Below are 25858 nucleotides of genomic sequence, written 5' to 3'. Positions count from 1 at the left end.
ACCGAACGAGTCCAATCAGCTCCCGGTCGTCTGGCTACTTGTCGACCAGCGACATGTGGTGCTCGTTGTAGCGGTCTCCCTGCACCCCGACCCGGTCGGCGAGTCCGTTGCCTGTCTGCGGGCCGGAATCGCTCCCGTGATGGCACTGCCCGCGCACCGCGGTCACGAACTGCGCTACCTGGCCGCGCATGCCGAGGTCACGGCGATCGCCGTACCGGACCGGCTCGGCGACTTCGACCACCAGGCCCTGGGGCGGGAGGTCGCCGCAGCCACGCCGAGCGTTCGGCTGCTGCTCGTCGTGGGCGGCACGGGCGGCACGGGTGGCAGGGGTGGCACGGTCGGCATCGATGCGACGGATCTGCGCGGGCTGGCCGAACCGGCCGACGACCCGGCCGCCGCACGGGCCCGGCTCGACCGTGTCGCCCCGGAGAGCGGCGACATCGCCGTCTTCCTGCTCTCCGGCGGTACGACCGGACTGCCGAAGCTCATCACCCGTACTCACGACGACTACGAGTACAACGCGAGGCGCAGCGCCGAGGTCTGCGGCCTCGACTCCGACGACGTCTATCTCGTGTCGCTCCCCGCAGGACACAACTTCCCCCTGGCCTGCCCGGGCATCCTGGGCACGCTCATGAACGGCGGCCGGGTGGTCCTGGCCCGCACCCCGGACCCCGACAAGGTGCTGCCGCTGATGGCCGAGGGCGTGACGGTCACCGCCGCCGTGCCGGCCGTCGTCCAGCGCTGGATCGACGCCGTGGCCTCTGGCCACCATTCCGCCCCGCCCACGCTGCAGCTCCTGCAGGTCGGTGGCGCCCGCCTCGCCCCCGAGGTCGCCCGCCGCGCCGAACCGGTGCTCGGCGGCACGCTTCAGCAGGTGTTCGGCATGGCGGAGGGACTGCTGAACTACACGCGCCTGGAGGACCCCGACGACAGAAGGATCGAGACGCAGGGCCGCCCCATGTGCCCTGACGACGAGATTCTCGTCGTCGACGCCTCCGACAACCCTGTTCCCCCCCGGCAGCATGGGCGCCCTCCTCACCCGCGGCCTGTACACCCCGCGCGGCTACTACCGGGCCGACGAGCACAACGCCCGCGCGTTCACCCCCGACCGCGGAGGAGGTCGAGAACCTCATCTACCGCCTGCCGGGTGTCGCCAGAGTCGCCGCTGTCGCGAAGCACGATCCGGATCTGGGAGAACGGGTCTGCGCGGTCGTGGTCGTCGAACCGGGCACCGACCTGACCCTCGCATCGGTCCGCGGCGCCCTGACCGGCATGCAAGTGGCCCGCTACAAACTGCCCGAGGATCTGCTGGTCCTGGACGAGCTGCCGTTGACGAAGGTCGGCAAGATCGACAAGAAGCGTCTGCGGGACATCGTCCGAAACGGGGCCGACTCGGTCGAGGAGGTCTGACGGCGCCGGATGGCGCAGAGGCGGGCCGAGGCATGTCGCGGCGGTCCTCAAGGTCCACGGCAGGTCCGATACGGGTCAAGTAGTACGGGCACGCCGTGCGTAGTGAGGGTTCGGCCGACGATTGCCGGGCGCTCAGGAAGTGGTCCGCTCGATCACCCGCCTGCGGTGGTCCGGTCGTTGACGGGACTCGATGACCTCGCGGGCGATTCCGGACTCCAACACGTCCGCCACGCAACCGTCTTCAACACGTTCTGGTGGTCGTCGGCCGTGTCGGCATACAGATGTCGTCCTGTTCGAGATCCAAGGTGGTCCGGCGCTTGCACCCCGGCCGCGCTCAAGGGCGTGGCCGGCTCGCCTCCGTGACGCAGATGGTGGCAGTGGGCACCCGGGGGCGCGTCGAATGCCAGAGCCCCGGCTGGACGGGGGAGACCAGCCGGGGCGGTATGTGGTGATCTGCGGAGGGGCGGTCGCCTCTCGGCGGAGGGCTCCATGGGGCTTCAGCCGAACGATCGTCCCCATGGGCTATGGGTGAGGCCCGGGGACACTGTCCCCTCCGCAGTCACGTATGGATGAACGGCGAACTGCCCCTGTCTGTTCCGCCGTTGGCTCTGCGCAGTGTGTGAACTGGGGCACTCGTCACCGCGACGCACGGTACGTGCCGGCGAGGCCGTCGGCAGGGCATGGCCGACCGGCACCCCCAGCTGCTGCTATGGCGGCGACTGCGCAGTCGCCGGCTCTCCCGTGGGGAGGCTGGGAGGGACGGCACGGCTCAGCCCGCGTGGCAGCAGAAGGGCGGGCCAGGGCCGGGTTTTCCGCCCGGGGGCCGGCGGATCACCGAGGTCTCGTAGGTGTGGCCGTACCCGTGGTCGGCACCTCGCACAGGTACTTCGGTCAGCGGTCGACAGCGGGCAGAAGGGCCAGTCCGGTGTCGACCATGATGCGGTCGACAGTCTCGTGCAGGGCACTGTGGGCGCCGATGACGGTCTCAGCGCCGCCGGGCAGGAGATCGCGTTCCCGGTACCAGCCGCCCAGCTGCGTCTCGCTGACGTCGTCGGCGATCGGCTTGGTGGCGTGCCGGGCGAGGGTCTCGCCGAACGGGATGTCCAGGTAGTAACCGTGAGTCGGGCCGCGGTGGTCGGCACGTAGCTCTGTGAGCATGTCGCCGTAGCGGTCGGCGTAGAGGATTCCTTCGACGACGACGTGGAATCCGGCGTCCAGGGCGTAGCGGGCGGTCAGGCCGATCAGGCCGATGTTCGCGGCGCCGGGCCGGTCCCGCTCGCGCAGCACGATGCGGCGGATGTTGTCCTGACCGACCACGGCCAGGCCGCGGCCGAACCGCTCACGCAGGCCGGCCGCGACGGACGACTTCCCCGAGGCACTGTTGCCGCGCAGCACGACCAGCCGGGTTTCTTCAGTACCCACCATCACGGCAGTCACGCTATCGACGGCCAGTGACAGCGGCGGGGCGTTTTGGGGCACCGGCGCCGGAGACACCCGGATGGGTGACTTCGAAAACCAGCCTCACCTCAACACGCCCCCCGCGTCAGCAGATCCGAGAACCAGTGCCTTCTACCTCCTGCACGTGAGTACGCGTACTCACGTGCAGGAGGCGGCTTGATCGGAGACTTGGCGCATGAGACGAACCACTGCCCTGACCAGCGCGGTTGTCAGCTCCCCGCGCCGCTCGCAGCTGACGCTCGCGACAGCAGCTCTTGCCGCTCTGTCGCTTGCCGCCTGCGGTACCGAGAAGACAAGCGCCCATGGACCGCAGGACAAGCCTGCTCACACTGCCGAGGTCCAGCCTGGCGCGGCCTTCACGGCGATGCTGGACAAGGTCGCGCAGTCGTGTCCCCCGAGTGCCCCGCCGGAGGCGCCGCCGAACGGTCCGGCGCAGGCACTGCCGCCCGGTTCGGCGGAGATACCGCCGGACGTGGAGCCCGTCGCCCCCACGGCGGGTCCGGAGGTGGAGTTGAACGCTCGAGACTGGTGCGCGAGCGCTCTCCACGAAGAGCGCCTCGCCCACGCCCTCTGGGATGTCGTGGATCCAACCCCGACCAAGGTCCGGACGATCCTCAACGACCTCGGCTACGTCGACGAGCGCGTACACGACCTCAAGCAGTCCGGTGCGACCACGCGGTTCTTGCTCGACCTGCGTGACAAGGGCGGACGGCTCTGCTTGGAGGGCTCGGCGGCCGGTGATCACACCGTCATCGACAAGTGCGTAGCTCCCGCAACAGGCCCGTTCGCGCCGCGAGAGCGGAAGCAGTAAGCATCAGCCGGCGTGTTCGGGACCCGACGCTACGGTCACTCAAAGGTTGGTGCGATGGGACAACCGAGGTGGCCCTCCCCGGCCTCGCCGCGTCCACCGCTGATCCGGCCAGCCTTGGGTGGCCGAGCCACGCTCCAGCTCCCGATCCGGCCGCTCCGTCTGGGCGAGCCCCGGCCTCGGGCGGCCTGACGACCCCTTCGACAGATCCCGACCACGCCCCCGCGCACGCCAGAACTTCCGTCAGAGCCACCGACCGCTCCGACACCCTCGGCGAGACGGCGATGTCCCTGTTGCCCGACTGCCTCGCGCGGGGCGGTCGGGGTGCGTGTGACCGGTGGGCCTGACTACCCGCGTGGTCGGTTCTGCCAGGGTGGCGGGCCGATTCAGGTGTGGTGCTGGGGGATCGAGGCGAGCAGTTCCTCGTACTGGACGAACAGGCGGGGGATCGGGGCCCCGGTGACGGCGTGGGTGCCGGCCCTGGCGAGCGCGGTCCAGCAGGCGGCCGTGAGCCTACGGGCGTGGGTGCCGGGCCAGGGCTGGGGGAGGAGTTCGGGGGGCAGCAGGGGGTCGGGTTCCATGGCGTCGGTGAAGGCCGCAGCGAGCTGGACGGCCATGGTCAGCTGCTCGGGACCGGTGAGATCGTCCGGCTGCGCGAGCCGGTCGAGGCAGCGCTGGGCGAGGTGGGCGAGGCGGTCGTGGCGGGCGGCGATGTCGTCCAGGGGCCAGAGCGCGGCGGCCAGGGCGGGCGGGTCGGCCAGGCCTCCGACGCGCAGGTCGGTGCTGGTGAGGCAGGTGACTGCGTGGGCGACGTCGAGTCGGCGGGCTTGCGCTTCGACCAGCTGCTCGATCCGGTTCGCGCTGACGTAGAGGCCGCTTTGGACCGGGGCGGCGCCGAGATGGCGCAAGGTGTCGCGCAGGGCGTCGCGGGAGCTCCTGCTCGCTTCGGGGATGGCGAAGGCGAACAGGTGCCAGACACCGTCCCAGGCGGCCAGCCCGTGGTCCTGCCGGTAGGCGTGGCGGACGTAGGCGACGTTGGGGGTGATCGAGTCGGTGACGTCGGCGACCGCCCTCAGGAGAGCCTTGCGTCCGCGCCCTTCGTGGGTGAAACGGCCCTCGGCGACGAGCCGTTTGATGCAGAGGCGTACCTGTTGGTCCGTCATGCCGAGCAGGCCGGCGACCGTGTAGAGCTCACCGGCATCGACGGTGCCGTCCTCGCGAACCAGGGCGTGGACGACCAGCCGGGTGGGGACGTGCAGGTGAGGGTCGCCGTCCGCTTCGTCCGTCGGGGTGTTCGGGAGCGTGCTCATCGGGATCCCTCGGTGCGCGGGGGCCTGTTGATGGCGCGGTGCATGGTGGTGACGGCGCCGAAGCCCATCATCCTGCGCAGATACGGGGTCTGCTCGGTGTGCACCGCGACGAAGCCGTGGCGCTCGTACAGGGCGCGGGCGCGTGGGTTGACGTCGATGACGTCGAGCCGGACGCGCCGGCAGGAGTGCTCGGCGGCGACGGCCGCGACCTCGCGCAGCAGTAGGCTGCCGATGCCCTCGCCGCGGTGTTCTGGGGCGACGGCGATGCCGTCCATCACCAGCTCGCCCTTGGCGGGCTGTCGCTCCATCAGGGCGAGCAGCGCCAGTCGGCCCAGCCCGCGCCAGGCCCCGTAGGTGGACAGCACGTCGCGCGCGCCGCCGCCGAGCAGGCCGCGTTCGCCGAGTTGGTAGCCGGCCACGCCCGCCACTTCGCCGTCGACCACGGCGACCACCCCGCGGTCGTGGTGGAGATGGGTCGCGAGGAAGGCACGGGCGGTGTCCGGCGGGTTCAGCGCGGTGCCGAGCTTGCGCCCGAACGCCTCCCAGTACAGCGCGGCCACCCGGGCTTCGCTGCCCTCGGGTACGCCCCGGCGCACCTCCGGGCCGTGTCCCCGATCAGTCGGCTCCATCGGCGTCCCTTCCCCGCAGCGGTTCGGATGCCCGCTTGCACTATCGATCCTACTACGTTCATTCTCAATACGAGAGTATTGAAAGTGATAGTTATTGGGGGTGGGTATGAGCCGACGAACAAGTGGGCCGTGGGCGCGGCGTCGCCGGCGCGTCCTGGTGTGGGGCGCGGTCGTGGTTCTGCTGGTGAGCGCGGGGCTCGGCGGTGTCGCGCTCTGGCAGAACACCTACGCGCTACGGGAGGAGCGCGTCACCGTCCGGCATGACGGCCGCCTGCTGGACGGCGTCCTTGCCACGCCCGCGAACGGCGCCGGTCCGTTCGGCCTGGTGGTTTTCGTGCACGGGGACGGGCCCGTCGACGCCACGCACGAGACCTTCTACCGGCCCGTGTGGGAGTCGTTCGCGAAGGCCGGCTACGCCTCGCTCTCCTTCAGCAAGCCGGGCGTCGGCGCCTCCGAGGGCAACTGGCTGGACCAGAGCATGGACGACCGTGCGGACGAGACTCTCGCCGCGATCGCCTGGGCCCGCACACGTCCCGGCATCGACGGTCGGCGCATCGGACTGTGGGGGGCCAGCCAGGCTGGGTGGGTGCTGCCCAAAATCGCAGCCCGCGACCGCGCCGTCCGGTTCGTCATCGCGGTCTCACCAGCCGTCGACTGGCAGCAGCAGGGTCGCTACAACCTCCTCGCCGAACTGCGGAAGAACGGTGCCTCCCCGGACAAGACGGAGACGGCACTGCGACGCCGCGAGACGACCCTGGACCTGCTGAGGCAGGGCGCGACCTTCGAGCAGTACCGCAACGCCGTCGGCCACAACGACGGCATGACCGCGGAACGCTGGCGGTTCATCGCCCGCAACTACCGCTCCAATGCCACCGAGGACCTGCACGCCATGCGCGGTACACCCACCCTCCTGGTGCTGGCCGGGCACGACGTCAACGTCGACGTCGCCGACACCGAGGCTGCCTACCGCCGCGTCCTGCCGCCCGCCTCACTGACGGTCCGTCACTATCCCGACGCCGCCCACTCGCTGGTCGACAACGCCGTCGAGAACTCCGGGCCGCGCCTGACCCTCACCGCAGTCTTCGCTCCCCGGCGCCTGTACGCCGCCGGGTTCCTCGCCGAACAACACCGCTTCGTCGAGCAGCTCACCGACCGCAGGGGGACCGAGTGACCGCCACGACCACCGAACCCGCCGCACGGCGGTCCGCAACTCGGACACGGCTGAGGAACCCCGCTCGGGCAATGTGCTCCCGTCCTGCGATGGCAATGCGTTGTGGGTGGCGCCCGACCCGCGATTCGGTGCTGCCTCTCACGTCACCGGGTGAGCGTTCAAGAACGCGGGTGCGCGGATGCTGATGTCCGGGACAGCGCCGGGGCCAGCCAGCGCTTGAGGAAGGTGCGGAGCCGGGTTTCGTCCTGCGGTGCCTCGCCGGGATGCTGCAGCAGCGACGTGAGGAGTCGCATGATGATCTCGGCGAGGCCGTTGAGGTCGTCCTCGTCGATGTCGGCGGCGGCCCAGTCGACGGGGAAGCGCCGCAGCATCTTGGCGCCGTAGGCGATGGTCTCCCTGGTGGTGGTGCCACGGCCGAAGGCGGCGGTGTCTCCCAGTTGCAGCAGAAGGCTCAGGCGTGGCTCGGTGGGGATGGTTCGTACGCAGAAGACCATGCCTTCGACCACGGCTTCGGCCGGGTCGGTGGTCCCTTGCAGGTGCGCGATCATCCGGTCGACGAACGACTCGGCGCCCTGGGCCGCCACCTCGCCGATGATGTCGCTGATGCGGCCGAAGTGGCGGTAGACGGTCTGGCGGGTGACGCCGAGCTCGCCGGCGACGTCGGACAGGGTCGTCTTCGTGACGCCGTGCCTGTCGATGCAGCGGGCGGTCGCGTCGATGATGCGCTGCCGGGCCTCCGCGTCCGATGCGGGAGGCCGGCCTCCCCAGCCGTGATGCCCCATGGTTCCTAGGATCGCACAGGCTCTGTGGTCTGCCGGGACATGGTCGCGCGGAGTACGGCCACGATGAGCCCGGTTGCGGCTACGGTGCACAGCACGGTGTACCACAGGCTGCCGATCGGCGTGCCCTGTTCGGTGATGCCATTGGCCGCCGCGAAGTAGGCCGGCAACACGACCAGCCAGAGGACGATGTGGACGCCGAGGTACAGCGCCGGATAGGTCTGCGCGAACAGCGGCGACGCCACCGGTGCCGGATCTGTTCGCCGCGCGCGCCAGGCGTCCGCGAGAAGGTAGAGGCCGACGATCCAGACCAGGGCGAGCTCGGCACCGAGGATGGCCTGTTGGATCCCGAGGTGGTCCCCACCACGGAAGACGTTGCTGGGCAGGCCGGCGACCGTCATCGCCAACGGTGTCAGCACGCCGGCGGCCACGGTGCGCAGGCTGACCTGCCGGCCGGTGAGCGTGCCTCGGCCGTCCTTCACGCCGACCAGTCGGACGACGAGGTAGGTCATGGCGCCGAAGGACACCGAGGCGAACAGGAACATGCTGTTCATCGGGACCGAGGCGAGCGCCGGCTCGTTGATCATCTCGTTGCCGGGGTTCCAGGCCCACCACTTCAGCTGAGGTCCGAGTTGATCGAAGATCTCGTAGAACACCTGGCAGGTGAACGCGACGGCCAGCGAACCGAGAAGGAGCCCGCGTCGCGCGAAGACGCCGAGAACGCGGACCACTTCGTAGGCGAGCTGCGACAGCGCCGGATAGAAAGCCACGATGTAGAGGGGCAGCCGGTCGTACATGAACTGCACGGTGAACACGTTGTGGGAGAAGATGAACCCGACGTGCTCCTCCAGGCCGAACCAGCTCGGGAAGTAGAGCGGTGGCTCGATCACCGCCAGGTAGACGAGCGAGGCGAACCATAGCGAGATGTTGACCGGGTCCCCGTCGCGTCGCCACCGCCGCCACGCATGAACGAGGGCGAACACCGCACCGCCGATGATGAGCAGCTCGAGGAACGGCATGGTGCCGCTCTCGAGACCGAACGGGTTGCGGAAGTCCACGATGGGATCGGCGTCGTGGCAGGAGAAGCCGAGCCTTCCAGCGAGACGCTCGGCCGCTGAGTCGCATGAAAAGCTCATTCCTTGCTCCTCGGGTCAGTCATTGACGAGGTCGGTCTCGGCGGACGGCGAATTGCCGGCGCGGCTCTGGCCGGTGTAGTCGGTGCCGGGCGGATCCTGCTGGTCGTCGAACCCGCCGGGCACGACCGTGCGTCCGAGCCGCTGACGCACCTTGTAGCGCGCGATGCCGAACCAGAACCGCACATCGGTCGTCATCTCCCTGAGCGACATGTCGAGGTTGAAGACCTGGGCGAACGTCCGCTCGACGTAGGCGTCCTCGCGGCTCGTGGCGTTGATGGCGTTGAAGACCGGCCAGCTGAGGCGCGCGGCCAGCTTGCGGCGCCAGGGAGCGACGACCTCGGTCCCGGTTGCGAAGTCGTATGCCTGGTCACGGGCCATCGCGAGCATCCAGGGCACGTCGAGCGACTTCTTCTGCCGGGCGAGGAACTCGCGGAAGAAGGCGAGGCCGAGGACGTCGTGGCTGTGCAGCATCTCGGCGAGGATGAGCGCGGAGCGGGCCGCCGAGCTCATCCCCTGGGCGTAGAACGGGTTGAACGCGCAGATCGAGTCACCGACGCAGACCAGCCCGAGCGGAGGCTGGTCGAGCAGGTCGAAGCGCCGCCACTTGTTGCCGGTCGATCGAGTGAGGTGCACCCCGGAGGTCGGGGTGCAGGCACGCGTCGCCTGCCCGAAGGACCTGGCCCGGACTCGGTCCACCGCTGCCTCGAAGGTGTCGGCCTCGCGCGGCATCCGGATGCCCCATGCCCCCATGCACACGATGGCGCGGTTGCCCTCGATCGGGAAGAAGTTACTGAGGAACTCGTGCTCCTCGGGATGTTCGCCGGTGTCCTGGGTCGGAGTGATGACCAGGTGCTTCCACCACCACGCCTGTGGACGCCGGTCGGCGGGCGGCAGGTCGTACCATCGCGACGTGTAGGTGACCTTGGCGTCGAGGGTCTTCTCCGGAGGCGTCGGCCATCCCGCGGTGCTCAGCCAGTCGGCGACGGAGGAGCCGCGCCCCAGCGCGTCGACGACCAGGTCGGCTGACAGATGGCCCGAGTCGTCGCCCGCGCGGTACTCGACTCCCTCGACGCGCCCGCGCTCGGTGCCGCCTCCGGTGGCACGAAGTCCGGTGACGGTCACGCCCTCGCGGATCTCGATGGCCGGGAGCTCGTGGACCTTGTCGCGCAGGACCCGCTCGATGAGCACGCGGGAGCTGTAGACCATCGTCATCGACCCGGCCTTGCGCGGGGCCCAGCCGTCGTTCTCGCAGTACCCCGCGTCCATCGAGGGCATCAGGCGCATCCCGCCCGCGGCGATGAGTGCCTCCTCGAACCCGGGGAAAATCTCACCGATCGCGCGACGCCCGGAGTTGAGGAGGAAGTGCGGGTGTTTGCTCTGCGGCACACCCCGCCGGTGCTGCGCGTCAGGCGGGAGCCGGTCCCGCTCCAGGACGATCACCTCGTCGAAATGCCTCGCGAGCACTCCTGCGGCGCACAGCCCTGCCACGCTACCGCCGAGCACCACGGCTGTCTTTCCCCGCATGCGGACTCCATTCATACATGTCATGGCTGAATGTATGATCGGAGGGGAAGGTAACAGGTGCGGGCTGAACGTGCCAGCCTTCCCACGAGACATCAGGTCCGGCGCAGTGACCTCCCCCGATCAAGCCGTGGCGACGGCCGGCTGGGACGCCCAGATGGCCTGCGCCGTAGGGAGTCCCGCAGCTCTGCTTCCGGTCGACATCGCCGAGAGGTCGGCCTGCTCGCAGCGTTCGATGGTGCGGCCTCGGTCGGCGAGTCAGACGGACCGGGATACCGGTCTACCTCGGCAAGCCGCGGAGCCCATGGCGGCGCGGCACCAACGAGAACACCAACCGGCTGCTTGGGCCGGCAGTCGCGCGCACCGACGGGGTTGGGCGGCATGGCACAGGGGAAGTCTCCGTCCCGCGGACCGCCGACTGAAGTCGACCCCCCGTGACGTGAGCAACCGCTGTCCGAGAGCAGGGGAAACCTCAGGGATGGAGTTGATGCGTGGTGGAACGGCGCATGACGGTTGCGACGCACTGGGGCAGTCTTGTCGCGGTGGTCGATTCCGGTCGGTTGGTGCGAATTGAGCCGAGGGGTGACGACCCCGCGCCGTCGCCCATCGGCCCCGGGATGGTGACAGCCGCTGACGACAGCGCTCGCGTGTTGCGCCCCGCGGTGCGCAAGGGCTGGCTGAACGGCCTGCCGCGCGCCCACGACACGGCCAGAGGCGCGGACGCCTTCGTGGAGGTGAGCTGGGACGACGCGATCACGCTGGTCAGCGATGAACTGCGTCGAGTGCGTTCACAGCACGGAGACAGTGCGGTGTTCGGCGGATCCTATGGATGGGCGAGTGCGGGCGGGTTTCACAACGCGCAGGGTCAACTCCACCGGTTCCTGGCGTTGGGCGGGGGATACACCGACTCCCGCAACACGTACAGCACCGCGGCTTTGGAGGTCATCCTCCCCCATGTGATCGGCGGGCATCCGTGGAGCTACCAGTCCCGGATGCCGATGTGGGACGAGATCGCCGAGAACTGCGAGCTCGTGGTGGCGTTCGGCGGGCTGGCCCTCAAGAACAGCCAGATCAACCCTGGTGGACTGGCCAGGCACCAGACGCAGAACCTGCAGCGCCAGTGCCGTGAGGCCGGGGTGCGGTTCGTCAACGTCAGCCCCATCCGCAGCGACACCGCCGGCTTCCTCGACGCCGAGTGGCTGCCCGTCATCCCCAACACCGACACCGCCGCGATGCTCGGCATCGCGCACACGATGCTGGTCAACGGGTGGCACGACGAGGACTTCCTCCGCCGGTGCTGCGTCGGCTTCGACCGCTTCGCCTCCTATCTGGTCGGCGAGCTCGACGGCGTCCCCAAGGACGCTGCCTGGGCAGCGAGGATCACGGGCATCAGCCGCGACGTGATCACCGACCTCGCCCGCCGCCTCACCACCCAGCGTTCTCTCATCATGGTCAACTACGCGGTGCAACGGGCAGACCATGGCGAACAACCGATGTGGATGTCTGTCGTACTGGCCGCCATGACGGGCTCGATGGGCCGGCCCGGCTGCGGCTGGGGCGCGGGATACGCGACGATGGACGCGACCGGCGTCGCCAGAGGCCGCCCCTCCGTGGCGACAGTGCCCAAGGTTTCCAACCCCGTTCCGGACTTCATCCCGGTCGCAAGGATCGCCGACACCCTGCTGCATCCGGGGAAGACGATCGACTACGACGGCCGGCGCCTCACGCTGCCCGAACTTCGCCTGGTCTACTGGTGCGGAGGCAACCCGTTCCATCACCACCAGGACCTGCACCGGTTGACCCGCGCCTGGCAGACCCCTGACACGGTGGTGGTGCACGAAGCCTGGTGGAACACCACGGCCAAGTTCGCGGACATCGTCCTCCCCGTCGCCACCAGCCTGGAGCGCGACGACTTTGCCGCCGGATTCTCCGATCCCCACCTTGTCGCGATGCCGAAGGTCCGTGAGCCGGAGGGCGAGTCGCGCACCGACCACCAGATCTTCGCCGCCTTGGCCTCCCGGCTCGGATACGAGCAGGAGTTCACGGAGTCGCGCTCCGAGATCGAATGGGTCCGGCACCTTTACGAGCAGACGAGGGCCGAGCTCGGCGACGATGCCGCCTTGCCGGACTTCGACGACTTCTGGCGCAGCTCCACCGCTGAGCTGCCGGCGTTGACCGGACCGTTTCCCGGCAGCTTCGAGGCGCTCCGCGCAGATCCGCAGCGGTTCCCCCTGTCGACGCCTTCGGGCCGGATCGAGATCTTCTCCGAGGAGATCGACTCGTTCGGCTACGCCGACTGCGCCGGGCATCCGACATGGTTCGAACCGGTGGAGTGGCTTCGTGCTGATCTGGCGGACCGATTCCCGCTGCACTTGATCTCGAATCAGCCCGCCTCGCGCCTGCACAGTCAGTACGACAACGGTGGCCACAGCCTCAGTTCAAAGATCCGTGGCCGTGAGCCGGTGACGATCAACCGGTTGGACGCCGCGTCGCGCGGCATCGAGAACGGCATGATCGTGCGTGTCTACAACGACCGAGGCAGCTGTCTGGCGGGCGCAGTCCTGTCGGACGACGTCATGCCAGGTGTCGTGCAACTGTCCACGGGAGCGTGGTGGGATCCGGTCCGGCCGGGCCTGGCCGGAACATTGGACCGCCACGGCAATCCGAACGTTCTCACGGCGGATCGGCCGTGCTCGCGCCTGTCCCAAGGACCGAGTGCTCTCAGTGCACTGGTCGACGTCGAGTTGTACGACCATCCCCTTCCTGATGTGCTCGCCTTCACACCGCCACACCTCGAACATTGACACGAAGGGCTGCTGTCTCTTCGGGCAAGTTTCCTGTATGCCAACGTCAACCACGTAGCGGCTGGCCCTGGCCGCCGAGAGGCTCTCCACCTGCGGTTTGCGCTTGCGTAATGGAATGAATACTTTACGTAGTCGTGACTGCACTTCAAGACCTCAAATACGCCCAGTGGTTCAGGGGCGCCGACGTCGACGGCGACGGGTTCATCACCCAGCGGGACGTCCGAATGATGAGCGAGCGCTACATCGCCGCCCGCGGCACCGCGCCGGACGCCGCGACCGCCCGCCTGCTCACCGAGGGGATGGACGGGTTCTGGATGAACGTGATCGCCCCCTTGGATCAGGACGGTGACGGGAAGGTCGATCTGCGGGAGATGACCGAAGGGTTCAGGCGGGTCCTCACCGACCCAGCCCAGTACCCGGAACAGATCGAGCCGGTGACCAACTACTTCTTCGACCTCGCCGACCTCAACGGAGACGGCAAGATCGACCAGGCGGAGTTCCAGCAGATGTACTACTCGGTCGCCGGCGTTCCCGGCGAGGACTGCGCCGCAGTCTTCGCCGCTTTGGACCGGGACGGCTCCGGTGCGCTGGACCGCGCCGAATTCCACCAGGCCGTCACGGAGTTCTTCTACGGCAACAACCCGGAGGCTCCTGCTAACCACTTGTTCGGCAGGGTCGCCGGCTGACAGCCCCAGACGTGGCCCAGGGGCACCGCATGCCCGCACCACTGCAGGGTGTGGGCACGTCGGCTCCCTCGCCGTCCAGATCGCCGTGGTCCAGGGCGTCCGGGTCATCGGTACGGCCGGTGAACGCAACCACGAGTACTTGCGCTCGCTGGGCACCGAGCCCGTCGTCCACGGCGACGGGCTGGCCGAGCGGGTGCCGGATCTGTTGCCCGAGGGCAACGACGCGGCGTGGACTGCGTGGGCGGTGGCGCTTTCGCCGTCTCCCCGAAGCTGCTGAAGGACCCCTCCCGGGTCGTCCCCGAGACCACTGCCCTTCCAGGCTGGCCGACCTGGACCAGATCGTGACGATGCTCCGCCTCCTGCTCGGCGGCTGCCCGATGTCACGGTGTCCGGCGGCGCGGCCCAGGCCGCTCAGTAGCTTGATCTTCCTCCATTCCGGCTGCCTGGGTGCTGAAAGGCGCTGAGCGGGACACACGTACAGACGAGACAGCTGTCGGGCAGCGGCGCGCACCTGTACGGGGCGCCGCGCAGCGAGAGGGACGAGGTTGGCGATGCTTGCATTGACCGTGCGGCCTGGCGGGAAGGGACCCGTAGAGGTACGGGAGGTGCCTGACCCCGCCCCGGCTGTCGGCGAGCTGCTGGTGCAGGGCCTGGCGGTGGGCGTGTGCGGAACGGACAGGGAGATCGTCCGGGGCGAGTACGGCTGGGCCCCACCGGGCCGCGATTGGCTGGTACTGGGTCATGAGTCCGTCGGGAGGGTTCGGCAGGCGCCGCCGGGCAGCGGGTTCTCGGCCGGTGACCTGGTCGCCGGGGTGGTGCGCCGGCCGGACCCCGAGCCGTGCGGGGCTTGCGCACGCGGCGAGTTCGACATGTGCCGCAACGGCCGCTACACCGAACGCGGCATCAAGGAAGTCGACGGATACGGCGCGCAGATGTGGTGCGTGGAGCCCGACTATGCGGTGAAGCTGGAGCCACATCTGGAGCGCGTTGGGGTGCTCGTGGAGCCGACCAGCGTGGTGGCAAAAGCGTGGGAGCAGGTCGAGCGTGTCGGTGCGCGTTCGTGGTTCGAGCCGCATCGCGTCCTGGTAACCGGTGCGGGGCCCATCGGTCTGCTGGCCGCCCTCCTGGGCGTTCAGCGAGGACTGGAGGTGCACGTGCTCGACCGGGTGACCGAAGGACCCAAACCCTCTCTGGTGAGAGAGTTGGGCGCCACTTACCACGCGAAGGACGCTGAGGAGGTCATCTCCGATGTGTGCCCGGACGTCATCATCGAAGCCACGGGTGCGAACGAGCTCGTCCTTGCCTCACTGACGGGGACCGCACCCTACGGAGTGGTGTGCCTGACGGGTGTGTCACCCGTCGGCCGCAGGATGACCGTGGACGCGGGCGCCGTCAACAGGGAGATCGTGCTGCAGAACGACGCGGTGGTGGGCTCCGTCAACGCCAACCTGCGTCACTACAGCCAGGCTGCCGACGCGTTGGCAAAGGCCGACGTGTCATGGCTGGAGAGCATGATCACCCGGCGAGTGCCGCTGGAGCGCGCAACAGAGGCGTTCACGCCGCAACCGGACTCCATCAAGGTGATCATCGAGCTGTAGGCGGCACTACCCGAAGAAAGGCTTCATATGTCTCACAACACCGCTCCGCTCGTCGTGGTCATGGGGGTATCGGGCTCGGGTAAGACCACGGTCGGCCGACTGCTCGCACAACACCTCGGTGTTCCCTACGCCGAAGGAGATGACTTCCATCCCGCGTCCAACGTGGCGAAGATGCGAGCGGGTCAGCCGCTGCAGGATGACGACCGCCGCTCCTGGCTGGAGACGATCGCGCAATGGCTGGCCGGCCAGGACTGCGGCGGAGTGGTCGCGTGTTCGGCGCTCAAGCGCCGCTACCGTGACCGGCTGGCTTCCGCCGCGCCGCACGTCGCCTTCCTGCACCTCGACGGTTCACCCGAGCTGATCGCCGCCCGGATCACCGCGCGGCAAGGCCACTTCATGTCGCCCGACCTGCTTCGTTCACAGCTCGCCGACCTCGAACCACTGGGCGACGACGAAGCCGGTGCGACCGTCCCCATCGACGGAACGCCGCAACAGACCGCCGCCCTTGCTCATGCCGCCATTGCCTCCTCCTGACTTGTTCACCTGCGGACCGTCGATGACTTCGTGGCAAGGGGCCGCCGCACGGTGTGGTGGCATCTGACCTGGCCTGCCCGGTCACGCGGTACGACGAGGCGGCAGCCTGCTACGAGGCAGCCGTCCCTGTCACGTCCATCAACCAGTGGCTGTGACTGTCAGTGGGCAGGCGCCCGAACATCGGGGTTCGTCCCGGAGGGATCCCCGACAGCACCCTGACCGGTCCCGCACTGCGACAACGAGTGCGGGGCCGGCGACACCGACCCGGCGGTCCAGGTGTACTCGAGTTCAGGCAGGTCAAAGCCCTGCTCGAACAGGCAGACCCGCTCGTCGGTACGGAGAGCGCCGTGTCGCTCGTAGAACGCGATGGCGCGTGTGTTGGCGCGCAGTACCTCCAGATAGACATCCCGTCCGGAGTGCTCGGTGGCGGCCCAGGCGAGGGCCTGTCGGAGCAGTCGGCCTCCGATGCCGGAACCAGTACGGCCCGGCCGGGCATGCAGATTGTCCAGAAGGACGCGGCCGTCGGGGCGCGGCACGAGGTACACGAAACCGTCCATCTCGCCTCGGTTCACGGCCACGAACAGTCCCGCAGCCGACTGCGGTTCGAGAATTCGCCCGCGCCACAGCGCCAACCGGTCCTCGAACAGGGGGCCGTCCAGGAAGCTGCTCGGCATGATCCCGGCGTATGCAGTACGCCAGCTCTCCGCGTGCAGCGCCGCGATCTGCTCCACGTCGCCCCGCACGCCCGCTCTGATCTCCATGTCGACGAGCCTCGCGCATGGCTCGGGTCTTGTCATCCGTGAGCCTCAAAAGGCCGGTCCAGATGTTCGGCGGTGCTCTGTTCCCGCCCCGCCACTCCAGTGGTCCGAAGAGCGTCGCACGAGATCTGGACCTGTCGGGCGCCGACTGTCGTCGAGCGCCCAGCAGGTCCAGACTCGTCAGGTCACGCAGGCTGTCCGGTGGCTTCCTTCACCTAGCTGCGGCGGCCGAAGCGGTAGGAGCCCGACCCGACCTCGAACACTGCAGCCCCGTTCTCCATCCGGAGGAACCGGACTCCCTTGGCGTCGGCGGCAGGCCGGCCACCCTCGGTGACCGCCCAACGGGTCTTCGAGGGCACGTGAACCTCCGCAACGGTGTTGACCGGCACGGTCACTTCGAGATCGAGGGAGTCCTTGCGGGTGCTCCAGTCCGAGGAGAGAAGGCCATAGACGGTTTCGAGGCTTCCCGAGCCCATGGTCAGGTTTCCGTCGAGCGCTGGTGCGATCCGGGAGCGCTTGTAGCCGGGCTCTATCGCCGAGAGGCCGCCGATGTTCTGGAACATCCAGTCGCCCACGGCGCCGTAGGCGTAGTGGTTGAAGGAGTTCATGTCGACCGGGCCGAAGTCGCCGTTGGGCATGATCGAGTTCCAGCGCTCCCACATGGTGGTGGCGCCGTTGGCGACCTCGTAGCCCCAGGACGGGTAGTCCTTGTGCAGCAGCATCTTGTAGGCGAGGTCGTCCCTGCCGATCTTGCTCAGCGCGGGCAGCAGCAGCGGCGTGCCGATGAAGCCGGTCCGCAGGTGGTAGTCGCTGAGGGCGAGTTTGGCCACGAACTTCTCGCCGACCTTCTCGACCAGCGCGGGGTCGGAGACGAGGTTCATACCGAGGGCCATCGCGTACCCGGTCTGAGAGTTGCGCTTGACGGTGCCGTCGGTTGCGACGTACGCCTTGGTGAAGGCGTCGCGGATGTCAGCGGAGAGCTTGCTGTAGTCGGACGCCGCCGCGTCATCACCCAGGGCCTTGGCCACCTCGGCCATCATGCGGGCGTTCTCGGCGTAGTAGGCCGTGCCCAGGATGCCCTGCTCGGTCGGGTCGTCCAGGTGCAGCCAGTCGTTGGTGAAGAACGTGGTGCGGCCGGGTTCGAGAAGGTCCGCTCCGGCGCTGTCGCGCACGAACTGGAAGAACTTCTGCATGGCGGGGTAGTTCTCCCGCAGGATGCGGGTGTCGTCGTAGGAACGCCACACGGAGTACGGCACGGTGATCATCACGTCGGACCAGCCGACACCGCTGTCGCCGAACTGCCCCTGCGGGGTCGGTACGACGGCGGGCAGGTCACCGTTGGTGTACTGGGAGTTGCGGACGTCCGCCATCCAGTGGGACAGGAACGCGCGGGTGTCGACCAGGTAGTTGGCCGTGGGCGCGAACAGGCTGATGTCACCCGTCCATCCCAGACGTTCGTCGCGGGCGGGGGTGTCGGTGGGGATGGACAGGAAGTTGCCGCGCTGGCTCCAGGAGATGTTGCTCACCAGCTGGTTCAGCATGGTGTCCGAGGTCTTCAGCGTGCCGGTGGACGGGAGGTCCGACCCCCACACGATGCCCTGGACGGCGGAGAGCGCGGGCGGCTCGCTCACCCCGGTGATCTCGATGTAGCGGAACCCGTGCTGGGTGAACTCGGGCTCGTAGGTGGCTGTTCCGGCCTTCGCGAAGGTGTATCGGTCGGTGACCTTGGCGGTGCGGAAGTTGTCGGTGTAGAGGGTGCCGTTCTTGTTGAGCACCTCCGCGTAGCGGATCTTGACCGTCTGGCCTGCGGAGCCGGTCAGTGTCAGCCGGGACACTCCGACCATGTTCTGACCGAGGTCGTAGACGTACGTCCCGGCGCTGGGCTCTGTCATCTTCCGGGACGTGAGCACCTGGGTCCTGCGTACCGGCTCGTCGCTCTGCGGAACCAGAAGTGCGGTCCGGGACTCCAGGCTCGCGGCGGACTCCCACTTCGCGTCGTCGAATCCGGGCCGGCTCCAGCCCGAGGGCTTCAGCCTGGCGTCGTACGTCTCGCCGTCCTGCAGGTCGGCCTTGACGTAGGGGCCGTCCGCCGCCTTCCACGATCCGTCCGTGACGATCCACTGGACCGAACCGTCGGTGTAGGTGATGCGCACCTTCGCCACGAGAGCGGGGGAGTCCCCGTACTGGCGGCTCCAGCCGATCCCGACCTTGCCCGCCCACCATCCGTTCGCCAGGGAGGCACCGATCGCGTTGTGGCCCCGGGCGAGCAACTTCGTCACATCGTAGGTCTGGGACTGGATGCGCTTGTGGTAGTTCGTCCAGCCCGGGGCGAGCACCTGGTCGCCGACCTTCTTGCCGTTGATCTCCAGCTCGTAGACGCCGAGGGCCGACGCGTAGACCCGCGCCGAGGCGACCTGCTTGCCGGCCTTGGTCGCGAAGCCCTTGCGCAGCAGCGGCAGCGGCCGGACAGCGGGCTCTTTGAGGGCGTCCGTGGTGCCGGACACCACGAGGGCGGAGTCGACGATCTCACCGCCGGTGAACGGGTTCCGGTCGGAGGCGAAGTCGGTGTCGAGGAGCGTGCCGCCGTCGGCGCCGGTCACGACGGCGTCGTAGACGGTTCCCCGTTCGCCGCAGCATCCGTGGGTGCGGAAACCGATGTAACCCTTGCTGAACGTGGCGTCGGTGAAGGTGTCGACCGGCTTGCCGTCCAGGGTCGTCTTGATGGTGTTGCCCACCACGTCGTAGCGGACGGTGTGCCGGTCGGCGAGGAGACTGGCGTTGGTGAAGCCGTAGGGTGCGAGATCCACCTCCTTCACCACGCTGTAGTTGCCCTTGACCTGCTTGTGCAGTCTCAGCATCGGGGTCGGGCCCGTGACGTTGAACTGCCACATGTAGCCGTTGCTCGCGTCGGAGGCCCTCAGGAACATGCCGAGGGCGTTGCTGTTGATCTTGAAGTCGACCGTGGCGACGTAGTCGGTCCACTGGTCCAGCTCACTCGCGGCCTCAGGACGAGTGATCCACTGGGCGCCGTCCCAGTCGCCGGAGTCCAGCAGGCCTGTCTCGAAGGACGCGGGTGGGCTCCACGGGCTCGCGGTCCGTCTGTCGTCCCAGGCCCGAACACGCCAGTAGTAGCGGGTGGCCGGCTTCAGATCAGGGCCGCTGTACGGGACGCCGACCTGGCGGTCGGAGGACACCTTGCCGGACGACCACGTATCGGCGGATCCCGGCGTACGTCCGACCTGGATCTCGTAGGCCTTCTGCGATGTCGCCCGCCGGTCCGACGCCGCCTGCCATCCGAAGACCGGGTCCTCGCCGCCGATGCCCAGAGGGTTCAGCCGGCCGTTGGTGGTCAGAGCCTTCACGGAGAACTCAGCATCGGAGGCCGAAGCGGCAGGGGACACGGACGAGGGCAGGGCGGTCGCGCTGCCTGCCACGGCGAGCACGAGCAGGCATCTCAGCACTACGAAGAGAAGCGAGGGTTTGCGGAGCACGTCATCTCCATGTGAATCGTTCAGGTCGACGTGTTCGCGGGCTTCGCCGCGAAGCACGATGTACGTGGTGGATGTCAGTCCGCTGTGCGGCTGAGCAAGGTCCTGAGCTCGATGCCGGCGTCGGCACCGCCGTCTTCGAAGAGGACCCTGTTCAGCAGCGCGGGCAGTCGGCCGGCCGGCAGGTCCAGGAAGGGGGCCAGCCGTCGGGCCAGTTGTGCGGAGTCGTCACCCAGGCCGTTCCGGGTGAGGGCGGTGACCGTGCGTCCCCAGAGGCCGGGCTCGTCCATCAGGTCCCGCACGGTGATCACCTCGGACGGGGCCGGGGCGGGACAGGGATCGTCGGTGGTCCAGGTGTGCGTGCCGTGGGTCACGGTCACGGAGGGCTGCCCGGGACCGGGCAGGTGGACGGTGGCCCGGGCCCCCGTGGGGACGCACACCCTCAGGTGGAAGCGGCCGTCCTCGCGCCGCCAGGAGACCGAGGCCTCGCCGTAGGGAGTGAGGTGCACGGCCGTGGCGTGGGTCAGTGACCGGTGCGGCAGCGGACGCACCGTGATCTCCCGGTAGCCGGGTGCGGCGGGAGCCAGCCCCGCCACGGTGCGGTGCATCCAGTCGGCGACCGCTCCGAGCGCGTAGTGGTTGAAGGAGGTCATCTGGCCGGGATTGACCGTTCCGTCGGGCAGCATGCTGTCCCAGCGCTCCCAGACCGTGGTGGCGCCCATGGTCACGGGATAAAGCCATGAGGGACAGCCCTTCTCGAGGAGGAGCCGATGGGCGAGGTCGGCGTGGCCGGCGGAGGTGAGGGCGTCGGTCATCAGCGGGGTGCCGACGAATCCGGTGGCGATCCTGAAACCGCTCGTCCTCACGAGGTCGGCGAGTCTGTCCCCGGCCACCGCACGAAGATGCGGAGAGGCCAGCAGATCCCATTGCAGGGCCATGGCGTACGCGGTCGGCGAGTCACCCAGGATCCGGCCCGCCGGGGTGACGAACGTGCGGGCGAACGCCTCGCGGGTCCGCTCGGCGAGCGCGGCGTACCGTGCGGATTCCTCGGTGCGGCCCAGTACCTCCGCAGTGCGGGCGACGACGTCGGCACACCGGGCCAGGCAGGCGGTGGCGACGACGTCTGTGGGAGTGCGGGCGGCGAACGGGTCGTCCGGCGGGGCACTCGGGTCGAGCCAGTCACCGAACTGGAAACCGCCCGCCCACACTCCGTCGGTGGTCAGGGAAGCAGCCTTGTCGACCCATGCGTGGGCGCTCTCGAACTGCCGCTTGAGGACGTCTCGGTCGGCGTAGCGCTCGTACAGCACCCAGGGCACCACCGGTGCCGCGTCTCCCCAGGCAGCCGCGGTGGGGGCCGCGTCGTCCAGGACGTCGGGGATGACCCAGGGAACCGCGCCGTCGGTGTGCTGTTCGGCGGCGAGGTCGGCGAGCCAGGAGGACAGGAAGCCGGCCGTGTCGAAGAGGAAGGCGGCTGTGGGGGAGAAGACCTGGATGTCGCCGGTCCAGCCGAGCCGCTCGTCACGCTGCGGGCAGTCCGTGGGGACATCCAGGAAGTTGCCGCGCGTGCCCCGCACGACGTTCTCGTGGAACTGCTCGAGATCCGGGTCCGAGCAGGAGAACCAGCCCGTGCGGCGCAGGTCGCTGCCGACGACCACGGCGTGCAGGTCCTCGACCGCGAGATCCGGTACTCCGGTGACCTCGGCGTACCGGAATCCGTGGAACGTCAGTGAGGGTTCGAGGACCACCTCCTCGGCGCCGGCCAGCAGGTAGGTGTCCGTGGCGTCGGCCGTACGCAGGGGGCGGGTACACAGTTCCTCGTTCTCCAGCACCTCGGCGTGCCGGACGGTGACCTCCGTGCCCGCTGTGGTGTCGCGCAGCCGCAGCCGGACCCAGCCGACGAGGTTCTGCCCGAAGTCGACGAGGGTACGGCCGGACGGTGACTGCCAGACCTTCAGGGCCGGCAGCACCTCGGTGACGCGTACGGGTGGCCCTTCCGGGGTCACGAGCCGCGTCAGGTCCGCCTCCTTGTCCGAGAGCACGTCCACCGGGCCGTCGGCCTCTTCCGGGGTGAACCGCAGGTCGGTGCGCTGCCCCTTGTAGAGGTCGTCCGCGACGATTCCGGTGTCCCGGGCCCGCCACTCCCCGTCGGTGCCGAACACCTCTGCCGAGCCGTCGGCATAGCGGACCTCCAACTGCGCGAGCAGGGCCAGCCGGTCGCCGTACAGGGCGCGGGCGCCCCACCAGCCGAGATACCCGCGGTACCAACCGTTGCCGAGTACGACCGAGAGGGTGTTCTCGCCCTTCCTCAGCAGTGCGGTGACATCGTGGGTCTGGTAGCGCAACCGGTGCCGGTAGCTGGTCCAGCCGGGGGCGAGGACCTCGCCGCTGACCCGGGCGCCGTTCAGGGACGCGGTGTAGACACCGTGAGCGGTGGCGTACAGGCGAGCCGAGACCACGTCCGCTCGCAGCAGGACCTTTCGTACGAGCTCCGGGGCGGGCGCGTCGAGGGCGCCGTGCCGGCGCGGGCTGATGAAGCGGGCGGTCCAGTCGGCGGAGCGCAGCAGTCCTGTCTCCACGGTGGCGGGAGCACTCCAGTCGCTCCAGCGCGCTCCGGACGCCACCCGGACGCGGACGCGCGCCCTGCTGCGTGAGCCCAGGGGTGAGAAGGGCCATGGCACCAGCACCTGTTCGGCCGACATGATCCGTTCCGTCGCACCGCACTCCAGCTCGACCTCGTACGCGGTCTGCCGCCAGGCGGGGTCGTCGGAGCGGACCTGCCAGGACAGGCGGGGTTCCGGGGTACCGACGCCGAGCGCGTCCTCGCGGTGCTCGAAACGGAGCGACACCACCTCGGTGTCAGGTTCGGGACGCTCGCGACTCATGTCGGCTCCTTACTGTGGAACGTTCCACGTTTAAAACGAATCAACCGTGGAGCGAAGACACCTGCCGCGTCAAGAGGAAGCGAGAAATCCGGCACATCCGGCTCGCGAGAACCGTTCGGCTCGAGGGCGCTTCAACCGCGCCCGGCGCCGGAGCGCGGGCGGCTTCAGGCGCGTGCGGGAGCCGTACTGGCGCGCGTCACCAGGTGCGGCGTCGACGCCATGATGACCGCACGGTCACGCCGCTTCTCGATCCGCTCCAGCAGCAGCCGGGCGGCGGTCTCGCCCATCATGGCGCCCGCCTGGTCGACGCTGGTCAGGCTGACCGGCGCGAGGGCGGCCACCGAGGTGTTGTTGTATCCGACGAGCGAGAGGTCGCCGGGGATACGCAGGCCCAGGTCGGCCGCGGCCCGGAACACGCCGGTCGCGGCGATGTCCGCGCCCGCGAAGATCGCGGTGGGCGGGCGCGCGGAGGTGAGCAGTTCCGTGGCGCCGAGGTAGCCGCCCTCGTCCGAGTACCCGGAGTTCACCACCCGGGCCAGATCCGCCAGACCGTGCCGAAGCATGGCCTCCTGATAGGCGGCCCGGACATGGTGCTCGGGCCGCTGAGTCCACTGGCTGCCGCGGACCGTCGGATGCGACAGGTGGGCGATGTCCCGGTGTCCGAGGGCGACCAGGTGGTCGATGACCAGGTCGACGCCGGCTCCGTCCTGGTTGACCACGATGTCGTACGCGGGGGAGGCGTCGTGGTGGCCGATCACCACCGTCGGCACCTCGGCCGCGATACGGACCACCTCCGTACGGGCCACGGCAGGCGCGATCAGGATCAGGCCGTCCATCTGCCGGTCCACCATGGCGTGGATGAGCTTGGTCTGGTCCTCCATCTCGGAGGAGCTGCTGGACCCGATGAACAGGGCGTACTCGGTGTTGCGCAGTTCCGCGTTCACGCCGTCCAGCAGGTCGGCGTAGAAGGCGTTGCGGATGCCCGCGAGGAGAACGCCGATCGTGTAGGTGCGGCCCCGCATGCCACGGGCGGCCGCGTGCGGGCGGTAGCCCAACTCGGTCATGGCCGCCTGTACCCGCTCGCGCATCGCGGGACTCACCCCGTAGGCATTGGTCAGGACCTTCGACACCGCGGAGGTGGACACGCCCGCGCTGCGCGCGACATCGGCGATCGTGATTCTCTTCGAGCCTGGTCGCACTGAGGTCCCCGCCTCCATCGTCATGCACCGCTTTACCCCATACGGCGTTTCGGGAACGTTACTCGCAGATACTTGACGACTCCGACCCCTGCACTCCAATCTGTGTGGCACGTTACACGAAGACGGAGCGCGTCGGCCGTGTCGTGGCCCGGGCGCCCGGAGGCAGTCGACCGCGAGCAGGAACCCTCGGTCCCTGCGTGTCGGGCTCGGCTGTCCGCTCAATCGGTGACTCTGCCTGTCGCGGCGGCGCCTCGGAACCTGCCCTCGGACATCGCCCGAGGTGTTACCTCAAAATTGAATCGATTCAACCCCGCTCGAGCGAAGGAACGTCCATGAGGTCAAGCACTCTCGCCAAGAGAAGAGCAGCTCTAGCCGCTGCCGCCGTAGTGCCGCTCCTGCTCAGCGCGTGCAGCGCGGGCTCTCTCGGCTCGTCCAGCGGGGACGACAGCGCGACAACGATCAAGCTGCTCGTCGACAACGCGCCCGACAACCTCGCGGCCGCCAAGCAGCTGGCCAAGGACTTCCAGGCCAAGAACCCGAAGATCAAGGTCAGCGTGGAGACGCGCCCCGGCGGCACAGAGGGCGACAACCTCATCAAGACGCGGCTGCAGACGGACAGCATGGCCGATGTCTTCTCGTACAACACCGGTTCGCTGTTCCAGCAGATCGACCCGGTGAAGACCCTTGCGCCGATCACCAAGGACTCGTTCGTCAAGAGCCTCGACAAGTCCTTCCTCCCGCAGGTCACGGTCGGCGGCCAGACCTACGGCGTGCCCTTCGGTTCGGCTCTCGGTGGCGGTGTCCTCTACAACAAGAAGGTGTATGCCGAGCTCGGTCTGAAGGTGCCGAAGACCTGGGCGGACTTCATTGCCAACAGCCAGAAGATCAAGGCCGAGGGCATCGCCCCCGTCATCCAGACCTACCAGGACACCTGGACCTCCCAGCTGCTCGTCCTGGGCGACTTCCACAACGTGTCCGCCGAGGAACCGGGCTTTGCCAAGGACTTCACCGCCAACAAGGCGAAGTTCGCCACCGACGAGAACGCCGGCAAGGGCTTCGAGCACCTGCAACAGATCCACGACCTGAAGCTGCAGAACTCCGACTACGCGTCGGCCACGCTCGTCAAGGGACTGAAGATGCTGGCCACCGGCAAGGGCGCCCAGTACCCGATGCTCTCCACCGTCATCGGCGCGATCAGGACGAGCAACCCGGACGAGCTCAACGACGTCGGCTTCTTCGCGCTGCCCGGGGACGAGGCCTCCGCCAACGGCATGACGGCGTGGTTCCCGAACGCCTTCTACGTCCCGAAGAGCACCACGGGGGACAAGCTCGCCGCGGTCAAGAAGTTCCTCGCGTTCACCGCGAGCCCGGCCGGCTGCACCTCCCAGGCCAAGGCGTCGACGCCGACCGGCCCGTACCTGGTCGAGGGCTGCACCCTGCCGTCGGACGTTCCCACGATCACCAAGGATGTCGCGGCGTACTTCACCGACGACGCCCAGAGCCCTGCGCTGGAATTCCTGTCCCCGGTGAAGGGCCCGAGCCTTGAACAGATCTGCGTCCAGGTCGGATCCGGCATCACAGGGGCCAGGCCCGGTGCGGCCCTGTACGACAAGGACGTCAAGAAGCAGGCTCAGCAGCTCGGCCTTTCGGGCTGGTAGGAACGCACGTCAGCGTCTCCCCGCGTCCG

Annotated in this window: 20 protein-coding genes; 10 read left to right on the top strand and 10 right to left on the bottom strand. The window is 68.7% G+C overall.

All coding sequences use genetic code 11. The features are described 5' to 3' along the window. The first annotated feature begins 58 nt into the window (after positions 1-58). Both O1Q96_RS26065 and O1Q96_RS26060 read left to right on the top strand, forming a co-directional pair. On the top strand, positions 59-1240 hold the full coding sequence (locus O1Q96_RS26065; RefSeq protein WP_269250458.1) for an AMP-binding protein: 1182 nt from the start codon (positions 59-61) through the stop codon (positions 1238-1240). Continuing rightward, a complete protein-coding gene (locus O1Q96_RS26060; RefSeq protein WP_331276110.1) occupies positions 1132-1410 on the top strand; it encodes an AMP-binding enzyme in 279 nt (92 codons plus the stop codon). The genes O1Q96_RS26065 and O1Q96_RS26060 overlap by 109 nt, the downstream gene beginning before the upstream one ends. Positions 1411-2301: 891 nt before the next feature. On the opposite strand, the gene O1Q96_RS26055 is transcribed toward O1Q96_RS26060, so the two are convergent. After that, positions 2302-2835, bottom strand: coding sequence for a P-loop NTPase family protein (locus O1Q96_RS26055; protein WP_269253721.1), 534 nt, complete (start codon positions 2833-2835; stop codon positions 2302-2304). Positions 2836-3043: 208 nt separating this feature from the next. Here O1Q96_RS26055 and O1Q96_RS26050 point away from each other — a divergent pair, with 208 nt between their 5' ends. Then, on the top strand, positions 3044-3679 hold the full coding sequence (locus O1Q96_RS26050; RefSeq protein ID WP_269250457.1) for a hypothetical protein: 636 nt from the start codon (positions 3044-3046) through the stop codon (positions 3677-3679). A 383-nt stretch (positions 3680-4062) separates the two neighbouring features. Here the strand turns inward: O1Q96_RS26050 and O1Q96_RS26045 are convergent, their stop codons facing one another. Further along, positions 4063-4986, bottom strand: coding sequence for a PaaX family transcriptional regulator C-terminal domain-containing protein (locus tag O1Q96_RS26045; RefSeq protein WP_269250456.1), 924 nt, complete (start codon positions 4984-4986; stop codon positions 4063-4065). Further along, positions 4983-5615 carry a GNAT family N-acetyltransferase gene (locus O1Q96_RS26040; protein ID WP_269250455.1) on the bottom strand — a complete coding sequence of 211 codons (633 nt, stop codon included), beginning with the start codon at positions 5613-5615 and terminating at the stop codon, positions 4983-4985. Before O1Q96_RS26040 ends, O1Q96_RS26045 begins: the two co-directional genes overlap by 4 nt. A 106-nt stretch (positions 5616-5721) precedes the next feature. On the opposite strand from O1Q96_RS26040, the gene O1Q96_RS26035 reads away from it, so the two are divergent. Continuing rightward, on the top strand, positions 5722-6786 hold the full coding sequence (locus O1Q96_RS26035) for an alpha/beta hydrolase family protein (RefSeq protein WP_269250454.1): 1065 nt from the start codon (positions 5722-5724) through the stop codon (positions 6784-6786). 158 nt (positions 6787-6944) lie between these two features. Here O1Q96_RS26035 and O1Q96_RS26030 read toward each other — a convergent pair whose 3' ends face one another. Genes O1Q96_RS26030 through O1Q96_RS26020 form a run of 3 tightly spaced genes read right to left on the bottom strand, consistent with a single transcriptional unit; the run spans position 6945 to position 10225 of the window. Then, on the bottom strand, positions 6945-7568 hold the full coding sequence (locus O1Q96_RS26030) for a TetR/AcrR family transcriptional regulator (protein ID WP_269250453.1): 624 nt from the start codon (positions 7566-7568) through the stop codon (positions 6945-6947). 5 nt (positions 7569-7573) lie between these two features. After that, positions 7574-8701 carry a hypothetical protein gene (locus tag O1Q96_RS26025; RefSeq protein ID WP_269250452.1) on the bottom strand — a complete coding sequence of 376 codons (1128 nt, stop codon included), beginning with the start codon at positions 8699-8701 and terminating at the stop codon, positions 7574-7576. A 15-nt stretch (positions 8702-8716) separates the two neighbouring features. Next, positions 8717-10225 carry an FAD-dependent oxidoreductase gene (locus O1Q96_RS26020; RefSeq protein ID WP_269250451.1) on the bottom strand — a complete coding sequence of 503 codons (1509 nt, stop codon included), beginning with the start codon at positions 10223-10225 and terminating at the stop codon, positions 8717-8719. 503 nt (positions 10226-10728) lie between these two features. Here O1Q96_RS26020 and O1Q96_RS26015 point away from each other — a divergent pair. The 5 genes from O1Q96_RS26015 (at position 10729) to O1Q96_RS25995 (ending at position 15844) form a co-directional block, all read left to right on the top strand. Continuing rightward, a complete protein-coding gene (locus O1Q96_RS26015; RefSeq protein ID WP_269250450.1) occupies positions 10729-13026 on the top strand; it encodes a molybdopterin-dependent oxidoreductase in 2298 nt (765 codons plus the stop codon). A gap of 134 nt (positions 13027-13160) precedes the next feature. Next, a complete protein-coding gene (locus O1Q96_RS26010) occupies positions 13161-13712 on the top strand; it encodes an EF-hand domain-containing protein (protein ID WP_269250449.1) in 552 nt (183 codons plus the stop codon). Positions 13713-13797: 85 nt separating this feature from the next. Further along, a complete protein-coding gene (locus tag O1Q96_RS26005; protein WP_419586948.1) occupies positions 13798-13989 on the top strand; it encodes a hypothetical protein in 192 nt (63 codons plus the stop codon). A gap of 274 nt (positions 13990-14263) precedes the next feature. Then, on the top strand, positions 14264-15310 hold the full coding sequence (locus tag O1Q96_RS26000; protein ID WP_269253720.1) for a glucose 1-dehydrogenase: 1047 nt from the start codon (positions 14264-14266) through the stop codon (positions 15308-15310). 27 nt (positions 15311-15337) lie between these two features. Beyond that, a complete protein-coding gene (locus tag O1Q96_RS25995) occupies positions 15338-15844 on the top strand; it encodes a gluconokinase (RefSeq protein ID WP_269250448.1) in 507 nt (168 codons plus the stop codon). 158 nt (positions 15845-16002) lie between these two features. On the opposite strand, the gene O1Q96_RS25990 is transcribed toward O1Q96_RS25995, so the two are convergent. From O1Q96_RS25990 to O1Q96_RS25975, 4 genes are all read right to left on the bottom strand, one after another. Next, complete coding sequence (locus O1Q96_RS25990) at positions 16003-16605, bottom strand: GNAT family N-acetyltransferase (RefSeq protein WP_269250447.1); 603 nt, start codon at positions 16603-16605, stop codon at positions 16003-16005. 212 nt (positions 16606-16817) lie between these two features. Then, on the bottom strand, positions 16818-20093 hold the full coding sequence (locus O1Q96_RS25985; RefSeq protein WP_269250446.1) for a family 78 glycoside hydrolase catalytic domain: 3276 nt from the start codon (positions 20091-20093) through the stop codon (positions 16818-16820). A gap of 74 nt (positions 20094-20167) precedes the next feature. After that, complete coding sequence (locus tag O1Q96_RS25980) at positions 20168-22972, bottom strand: family 78 glycoside hydrolase catalytic domain (protein ID WP_269250445.1); 2805 nt, start codon at positions 22970-22972, stop codon at positions 20168-20170. A gap of 164 nt (positions 22973-23136) precedes the next feature. Further along, the gene (locus O1Q96_RS25975) at positions 23137-24171 is read right to left on the bottom strand and encodes a LacI family DNA-binding transcriptional regulator (RefSeq protein WP_269250444.1); all 1035 of its coding nucleotides are present in this window, start codon (positions 24169-24171) and stop codon (positions 23137-23139) included. Between the two features lie 332 nt (positions 24172-24503). Between O1Q96_RS25975 and O1Q96_RS25970 the strand changes: the two genes are divergently transcribed. Next, entirely contained in the window at positions 24504-25829 is a 1326-nt protein-coding gene (locus O1Q96_RS25970; protein ID WP_269250443.1) for an ABC transporter substrate-binding protein, read from the top strand. Positions 25830-25858 lie beyond the last annotated feature (29 nt).

Origin of the sequence: Streptomyces aurantiacus (genome assembly GCF_027107535.1) — a bacterium.
Classification (GTDB): domain Bacteria; phylum Actinomycetota; class Actinomycetes; order Streptomycetales; family Streptomycetaceae; genus Streptomyces.
The sequence above is the reverse complement of the archived record's forward strand: the minus strand, read 5'-3'. Positions and strand labels throughout refer to the sequence as shown.

Excerpts from the sequence above, each read along its gene's own strand:
- O1Q96_RS26040 (WP_269250455.1), bottom strand. The coding sequence starts at position 5,615 with ATGGAGCCGACTGATCGGGGACACGGCCCGGAGGTGCGCCGGGGCGTA.
- O1Q96_RS25990 (WP_269250447.1), bottom strand. The coding sequence starts at position 16,605 with ATGGAGATCAGAGCGGGCGTGCGGGGCGACGTGGAGCAGATCGCGGCG.
- O1Q96_RS26020 (WP_269250451.1), bottom strand. The coding sequence starts at position 10,225 with ATGCGGGGAAAGACAGCCGTGGTGCTCGGCGGTAGCGTGGCAGGGCTG.
- O1Q96_RS26015 (WP_269250450.1), top strand. The coding sequence starts at position 10,729 with ATGACGGTTGCGACGCACTGGGGCAGTCTTGTCGCGGTGGTCGATTCC.
- O1Q96_RS25995 (WP_269250448.1), top strand. The coding sequence starts at position 15,338 with ATGTCTCACAACACCGCTCCGCTCGTCGTGGTCATGGGGGTATCGGGC.
- O1Q96_RS26045 (WP_269250456.1), bottom strand. The coding sequence starts at position 4,986 with ATGAGCACGCTCCCGAACACCCCGACGGACGAAGCGGACGGCGACCCT.
- O1Q96_RS26055 (WP_269253721.1), bottom strand. The coding sequence starts at position 2,835 with ATGGTGGGTACTGAAGAAACCCGGCTGGTCGTGCTGCGCGGCAACAGT.
- O1Q96_RS26000 (WP_269253720.1), top strand. The coding sequence starts at position 14,264 with ATGCTTGCATTGACCGTGCGGCCTGGCGGGAAGGGACCCGTAGAGGTA.
- O1Q96_RS25980 (WP_269250445.1), bottom strand. The coding sequence starts at position 22,972 with ATGAGTCGCGAGCGTCCCGAACCTGACACCGAGGTGGTGTCGCTCCGT.
- O1Q96_RS26025 (WP_269250452.1), bottom strand. The coding sequence starts at position 8,701 with ATGAGCTTTTCATGCGACTCAGCGGCCGAGCGTCTCGCTGGAAGGCTC.
- O1Q96_RS26030 (WP_269250453.1), bottom strand. The coding sequence starts at position 7,568 with ATGGGGCATCACGGCTGGGGAGGCCGGCCTCCCGCATCGGACGCGGAG.
- O1Q96_RS26035 (WP_269250454.1), top strand. The coding sequence starts at position 5,722 with ATGAGCCGACGAACAAGTGGGCCGTGGGCGCGGCGTCGCCGGCGCGTC.
- O1Q96_RS26050 (WP_269250457.1), top strand. The coding sequence starts at position 3,044 with ATGAGACGAACCACTGCCCTGACCAGCGCGGTTGTCAGCTCCCCGCGC.
- O1Q96_RS25970 (WP_269250443.1), top strand. The coding sequence starts at position 24,504 with ATGAGGTCAAGCACTCTCGCCAAGAGAAGAGCAGCTCTAGCCGCTGCC.